The organism is Frankia sp. CoWAU3 (assembly GCF_977971855.1).
In genome coordinates this window covers 16,420-23,140 of sequence record NZ_CDWWXB010000037.1, presented here as the reverse complement: position 1 = coordinate 23,140, position 6,721 = coordinate 16,420, and the positions used below count along the sequence as shown (strand labels likewise).

Genomic DNA, 6,721 nt, shown 5'->3' with positions numbered 1-6,721 from the left:
GGCAGCCCCACACCCTTTCTCGCGCCCTTTTTTGGCATGGTCACCGGGTGGACCCGGTCATCACCGGTCCGGACGTCGTATCGTTGAGGGTTGTGGCATCACCGCACCACCGTGGACCCGGGTGAACGTCGTGGACCCGGGTGAAGCCGGACTGACGTATCTACGCAACATCCGAAGCACAGCCGACGATCTCGGGCGCCGTGGTGTCCGCGTCGGAAGCCCGGCGGCCTGAGGGCGCCTCCGGATCACGAGGGACCCGCAGCCGCAACCGCGGTACCTGCGGGATGAAAGGGAAGTTGCCGGTCATGCCGAGGGAAGACAGATCCAGTCAGCGAGGCGGGACGACGCCGTTCACGTCCCCACATCCGCAGCGGCGTGATCGGGACGTTTCAGGTGATCGTGGCACGCCGGCAGAGGGACGTCGCGCCGGGCGCGCGGTGCGTGGCGATGCCCCGGGCGTAAGGCGGGGCGGCGGATCCGAGACCGGCGCGTCGCGCGGACAGGGCGGTCCCTCTCAGGGCGCGCGCCAGGGTGCGCGCGGCGGCGGGCAGGGCGGTGCGCGGGGAGGAACGCGGGGCGGGGCGGGCCAGTTCCGCCGCGGCCCGGAGGGCCAGGGCCGGCCGGACCGCTCCAGGGGTGCGGACTCCAACACCCGGTACGGCAACGCCCGGTACGGCGCACCGCCGCGTGCGGGCGATGCGGGATCCTCCAGTTCCTCTTCCTCCTCGGCCGCCTCGTTCGTCGACCGCCGCCCGGGTGGGGCTCGGCGTCCGGAGGGGACCGGCGGTGGGCGTGCTCCGGCGGCTGGCGGTGAGCGCTTTTCCCGAGCCGACGGCCCGCGCGGTGACCGGGGCCCGCGCGGTGACCGGGGCGCGAGCGGAGCCTCCGCCCGCAACCGGGTCGCCGCCGAGGCGGCTTGGCGCGAGCGTCGGGGTCGGCCGGGAGCGGAGGAGACCGGCCGGTCCGGAAGGCCGAGTAGCCGTCCCGACCACGGCAGACCGGGGCGCGACTCCTCGGTATCCCATCGGCCCGGGCAGCCCCGGGCCGGCAGCGACGGCCCGCAGCCCCGGCACGACGGCCCTGAACGGCCGACTCACGGCAGAGTCTGGCGTTCCGATGGCGACCGTCCCGCGGGTACGCGCTCGGCCGGCCCGCGGCCCGGCGGCGATCGAGGCCGGGAGTCCCGGGGGCCCCGGGACACCAGCGGTGGAGGGGACCGCCGCGACGGCGCCGCTCGCGCCGAGCACCGTGGCCGGCCGTTCACCGAGGCTTCCAGGCCCGGGGGCGGCGGCCCCCGCGGCAGCCGTCCGACCGGGGATGGCCGGACTGACAGAACCGACCGGGCTGGCCGGACTGATCAGACTGAGCAGGGCAGCCGGCGGGCCCGGGTGCCGGCTCCGCCACTTCCCGACGAGGCCCGCGCGGACCTGCTGGACCACGACGTGCGCCGGTCCCTTCGGGGGCTGCCATCGTCGCTCGCCGACACGATCGCCCGCCATCTCGTCGCGACCGCCCTGCTGCTCGACGACGATCCCGCCCGCGCGCTCGCCCACGCCCGCGCCGCCGCCGATCGGGTGCCGCGCCTGCCCGCGGTGCGCGAGGCGGTCGGTATCGCGGCCTACCATGCGGGGGAGTACGCGACGGCCCTGGTGGAACTTCGGGCCGCTCGTCGGATGGACGGTTCCGCGCACAACCTGCCGCTGATGGCGGACAGCGAACGGGGACTGGGCCGGCCGGAGCGTACCGTCGCCTACCTGCGGGATCCGCAGATCGACCAGCTTGATCCGGCCGCTCGGGCGGAGATGCTCATCGTCGTCTCCGGGGCCCGCCGGGACCTCGGTCAGCCGGAGGCCGCCGTCGTGTTGCTGCGGGATCTGGCCACGGCCAAGACGCCGCCCGCGCTGTGGACCGCCCGCCTCTGGTACGCCTATGCCGAGGCGCTGCTTGCCGCCGGTCGTCCAGAGGAGGCCGCACGCTGGTTCACCTCCACGGCTGCGATCGACGAGGGAGAGACCGACGCCGACGCCCGTGCGTACCTGATCATGACTGGTCGGCCTCTCCCCGAGGAGGACGAGGAGGCTGCCCAGGACGGCGCGGATCTCCTGCTCTCCGATCGGGCCGGTCCCGACGCGGACGCCGGGACCGAGGGGAACGTCGATCAGGACATCACCGGCCATGATCTTACTGATCATGGCACCGGCGCCGGCACCGAGGCTGCTCCCGAGGCCGAGGCGACGGAGACCGGGAGGTAGGACCGTTCGGCCGAGGACCACTCCGCCCGGTATCCGTGGGTCCGCGGGGAGACGGACCGTGTGTACGTCGATCCTACGCCGGTCCTATGTACGCCGGTCAGTCGTCGAGCGGACGCAGCACGAGTCCGGTGCGCGGCTTCGGGGTGAACAACGTCGACTTGCGCGGCATCCGCTCGCCGGCCTCGGCGACGGCCGTCACATCGGCGATCGGGGTGGGGTTGAGCAGTAGCGCGGTACCTCCCGCCGCAGCCGCCGCGGCGATCGCGGCCGGCGCGTCGTGGTGGTAGTCGACCACGCCCACCGTGTCAGTCAACCCCCAGACGTCCACGATCAACGCAAGATGAGCGACGGTGACGTCGAGTCCACGGAAGGCCGCCGACCGTTCGGGGGGCAGACTACGCGCGAGCAGGCCGGCGTCGGGCTCGGTGAGCAGGTAGGCCGCGGTGCCGTTGGTGACCACGAACGCGTGCCCGCCCTGCCCGGCCTTGGCCAGTTCCTCCACCAGCGCGTCCGGGTCCGCGCCTGCCGGCCCCACGCCACCGGCATCCCCGGCGGCGGTACCACCCTCGCCGGGCCCGGCGAGCTGACGCACGGTGAACACCTCGGCGGCCCGCCGCACCGCCTCGGTGAGCCCGAGACCACGCACCACCCGGTGGATGGCGTGCACCTGGGGCCCCGAGACGGTCGCGTCGACGAGGAAGGCCAGACCGAAGTCCCAGGGGCCCGAACCATCCCCGGCGGCGTGCCGTTCCGCCTGGTACTGGCGGTAGGTGGCGTACCGATGGTGGCCGTCCGCGATCACCGCGCGCCGGGGCAACAGGTCCGCGGCGATGGCGGTGAGGACCGCCGGATCGTCGATGGCCCAGAGCCGGTGCGTCACCCCGTCGTCCGTGGACGTCTCCACCAGCGGCGTCGTGGCGATCACCATCGAGACCACCCGGCTGGTCTCGCCACCGCCGGCGTAGAGCAGGAAGATCGGTTCCAGGTTCGCGCGGGTCGCGCGGGTCAGCGCCAACCGGTCTGAGACCGGGCCCGCCATGGTGTTCTCGTGCGGGAGGATGATCCCCGCATCCGGATCGGTCAGCGCGACCGCCCCGATCAGCCCGCGCTGGGCGTGGCCGGCCCGCTCCTCCTCGTAGACATAGACGGAGGCCTTCTCGTCGCGACGCAGCACTCCGCTGTCCAGCCATGCCCGCAGCGTGCGGGCGGCCCCGTCGTAGTCCTCCCCGGGGAGGATGAGCCGGACCACGTTGCGCTCGTCGCGCGCTTGGAGCTCCGCCCGCTCGGCGTCGTCGATGACGTCGTAGGGCGGGGAGGTCAGCGGGGCGAGGTCCGGCCCGGAGGACGGAAATCGTGCGGCCCGGAACGGGGCGAGCACGAGACCCGCCGGAGCGGGAACGGGACGATCGGCGTCAACCATGAGCCGCATCGTAGGGCCCCGAGGGTGCGGACCCGGTGTGACCCGGGAGTGCCCTCGCTGCTGACCGCCCGTGTTCCGGCCGGCCCGAGCGGGCGAGAGGAACATTTCACCACCTTCCCGTAGTGCGAGCGTGCCATCGGAGCGGCGGGACGGTTGACAGCGCACACCTGATCGTTATGGGGATCTCGAGGTACGTCGGGCGGCTTTGCGGCGACACTGGAGCTGCGGACCTCGAGGATGTGCCTGGCGCTTGGCGCCCGCGGTGGCGAAGCCGGACGGAGTGATTCCGGATCCGGCGGTGTTCCTCGGGTGAGAGGCGGTGATGCGCATCGAGGGCGCCACGGTGCGGCGGAGTCCGGCGCGAGGTCCGTGCCCGGTGCTCAGGATTGGTGTGGCGAGGAGACAGATGATCGTCCGTGTCGTGGAGGTGAAGATGTCCGAGGAGACCGGCCCTCCGGGGGATGTACCGGACGAGACGCCCGGTGGGCTGCCTGCCCGCAGACGACGTGATAGATCCAGCTCGGTGCCGTCCGATGTGACGTCCTGGGGGGATGACGGTGCGGACCGGTCCCGGCCGGGACCGGCGGGTGAGGTCTACGACTGGTACACCCGGGGGATGGCGCTGCTCGGCCACGGGGACGCCAATGCCGCGGTACAGCTGCTGGCCCACGCCGTCGCGGCCGAACCCGCCTCGCCGAGTGTGCGGGAGGCGCTGGCCCGGGCGCAGTTCACCGCCGGTCAGTACGGCGCGGCCCGGGAGACTTTCGCCTGGATCGTGGATCGGCATCCCACCGACGACTACGCCCAGTTCGGCCTCGGGCTGTCCGCCCGCAAGATCGGTGATCTCCGGGCGGCCGTGGAGCATCTGGCGCTGGCCGTGGCGATGCGTCCCGACATCCGACACTACGGTGTCGCGCTGCGTGGCGCCCGCGCGGCGTTGGCTCAAGCATGACCCGGCCGGCCGCCGTGCCCGCGCCGGCGCACGAGACCACGTCAACCAGGTCTTCGTCAGTCAGCCCTTCCGCGGTCTCCTCCGTTTCGTCGTCCTGCGGCTTGTCTGGTTTCTCTGTGTCCTCTGGTTGCTCCGTGTCTTCCGGCGGCTTCCCCGGGCCGTTGCGCGGGACGGACCGGCCGCTGGCCGACCTGTTCGACGTCGCCCTGATGGATCTTGACGGTGTCGTCAACCGTGGGGTCGCCGCCGTGCCGCACGCGGCCGGCACCATCGCAGCCGCGGGCCGCCGGGGGATGCGCACGGTGTACGTCACGAACAACGCGCTGCGCCCGCCGGCCGAGGTCGCCGCCCGCCTGCGCGGCTTCGGCGTGCCGGCGCAAACCGAGGACGTCGTCACCTCGGCGCAGGCAGCGGCGCACGTCCTGGCCGAACGGCTGGGCACCGGATCCCGGGTGCTCATTACCGGAGGGCGGGGACTTCGACAGGCGGTGACGGAGGAGGGCCTGGTCCCGGTGGACTCGGCCGAGGACGATCCGGCGGCGGTGGTCCAGGGGTTCGACCCGGATCTCACCTATGCCCGCCTCGCCGAGGCGGCCTATGCCATCCGGGCCGGAGCACTGTGGATCGCCAGCAACGCCGATCGCACCGTGCCAACCGAGCGGGGCGTCGCGCCCGGTAACGGATCCGTCATCGCCTTCCTGAGGGCCGCCACGGACCGCGAGCCGGTGGTGACCGGCAAACCCGAGTCGGCGATGCACCGCGAGTCGATGCGGCGCAGCGGAGCCCGGACACCCCTCATCGTCGGTGACCGGCTCGACACCGACATCGAGGCCGGTCACCGGACGTCGACGCCGACCCTGCTCGTCTTCACCGGGGTGACGACCCCCGGAGACCTGCTCGCCGCTCCCGCTCCGCACCGTCCCGACTTCCTCGCCGCGGACCTGCGCGGGCTGCTCCGGGCGGCGCCACCGGTGGAGGCCGTCCCGGAGCTGGGGAACCACGCCTATCGTTGCGGCGCCTGGAGCAGCCGGGTCGAGGAGGGGACGCTGCACTGGTCGGGTGAAAGCTACGGGCTGGGCGATGACGCGTCGGATGGCGATCGTTCAGGTGGCGGTCATTCCGGTGGGGATGCGTCAGACCGGGATGTGTCGGGTGACGACACGTGGAACGGGGACGGCACCGACGGGCTGGACGGGCTGCGGGCCGCCTGCGCCACGGTCTGGTCCGCCCTGGACAGCGGCGTCGCCGTCCACGCGATCGCGGCGCGACGCCCGCCGGGTTGCGAGGACCTGATGGCTCCGGCGCCCCGGGCACCGGAGCCCGTGGCGCTCGCCTGAGTCCCGGTGTCCGCCTGAGTCCCGGCGCCTTGGAGCATCGTCGGTGAACAGGCACATCGTCACAGCAGCGAGCGGACCCGCAGCAGATCCCACACGCTCGCGTCCACCTTCAGCCGCCCACTGGCCCAGGCGGTCATCGCGGGAAGCCTTCCCTCGGCGACCGCCACCAGGTCGTCGCTCTCCAGCGTCAGGGTGATCTGGGCGTCGTCGCGGCTGCCTTCGCCAATGTGCCGCAGGCAGCCGTCACGCAGCTCCCCGGAGAAGACAGCGCCGAGATCGGGGATACGACAGACGATGACGCGATCCGGGGCGCGCGGGGGACGGCCGTCGGCGGAGAGCCCATCCAGACGGGCGGCGAGAGCATGGAGCGCGGCCTCGCACTGCGACCTGTCGGCCATCCCGGCCGGTCCTCCTCTCGGCCTGTTCGACCTGCGCCCCTCTCGGCCCGGCGTGTCCGGGACACTAGCGTGAGAGTAGGTGTTCCGGGCGGGACGACCCGCGTGGCGGGCGAGTTTACACCGGTTGCGAGCCGATCTCCGGTGGTCCTGACGGACCCGGGGTGAGGTCCCGGTCCGGCCGAGGGCGGATCCGGCCGGACGAGGAGTGGACAGGACATGAGATTCGTCGCATGACGCACGTCGCCAGGGTCCGTCGCGTCAGCGGCCGTGAGTGCGGGAGGCTGACAACGTGAACACCGAGAATCTGCCTGCCGAGGTTCGCGGCGCCCTCGGCCGGCTGGACATGCTCGACGTCCTACCGA

At 72.9% G+C, this 6,721-nt stretch carries 5 protein-coding genes; 3 read left to right on the top strand and 2 right to left on the bottom strand.

Translation table 11 applies throughout. The annotated features are described in order from the left end of the window. The first annotated feature begins 1,388 nt into the window (after nt 1–1,388). On the top strand, nt 1,389–2,252 hold the full coding sequence (locus AC08ON_RS06055) for a tetratricopeptide repeat protein (RefSeq protein WP_476606756.1): 864 nt from the start codon (nt 1,389–1,391) through the stop codon (nt 2,250–2,252). Between the two features lie 97 nt (nt 2,253–2,349). On the opposite strand, the gene AC08ON_RS06050 is transcribed toward AC08ON_RS06055, so the two are convergent. After that, nucleotides 2,350–3,681, bottom strand: coding sequence for a DUF1015 domain-containing protein (locus AC08ON_RS06050; RefSeq protein ID WP_476606757.1), 1,332 nt, complete (start codon nt 3,679–3,681; stop codon nt 2,350–2,352). Nucleotides 3,682–4,078: 397 nt separating this feature from the next. Here AC08ON_RS06050 and AC08ON_RS06045 point away from each other — a divergent pair, with 397 nt between their 5' ends. Together AC08ON_RS06045 and AC08ON_RS06040 are read left to right on the top strand one after the other, a co-directional pair. Then, nucleotides 4,079–4,624, top strand: coding sequence for a tetratricopeptide repeat protein (locus tag AC08ON_RS06045; protein WP_476606758.1), 546 nt, complete (start codon nt 4,079–4,081; stop codon nt 4,622–4,624). Continuing rightward, nucleotides 4,621–5,961 (top strand): HAD-IIA family hydrolase, encoded by a 1,341-nt coding sequence (locus AC08ON_RS06040; protein WP_476606759.1) that lies wholly within the window; start codon nt 4,621–4,623, stop codon nt 5,959–5,961. The genes AC08ON_RS06045 and AC08ON_RS06040 overlap by 4 nt, the downstream gene beginning before the upstream one ends. A 59-nt stretch (nt 5,962–6,020) precedes the next feature. On the opposite strand, the gene AC08ON_RS06035 is transcribed toward AC08ON_RS06040, so the two are convergent. Further along, nucleotides 6,021–6,359: an alkyl sulfatase C-terminal domain-containing protein gene (locus AC08ON_RS06035; RefSeq protein ID WP_011437547.1), complete on the bottom strand. Its 339-nt coding sequence runs from the start codon at nt 6,357–6,359 to the stop codon at nt 6,021–6,023. Between the last annotated feature and the right edge of the window lie 362 nt (nt 6,360–6,721).

Coding starts and splice junctions, on each gene's coding strand:
- AC08ON_RS06050 (WP_476606757.1), bottom strand. CDS start 3,681: ATGCGGCTCATGGTTGACGCCGATCGTCCCGTTCCCGCTCCGGCGGGT.
- AC08ON_RS06045 (WP_476606758.1), top strand. CDS start 4,079: ATGATCGTCCGTGTCGTGGAGGTGAAGATGTCCGAGGAGACCGGCCCT.
- AC08ON_RS06040 (WP_476606759.1), top strand. CDS start 4,621: ATGACCCGGCCGGCCGCCGTGCCCGCGCCGGCGCACGAGACCACGTCA.
- AC08ON_RS06035 (WP_011437547.1), bottom strand. CDS start 6,359: ATGGCCGACAGGTCGCAGTGCGAGGCCGCGCTCCATGCTCTCGCCGCC.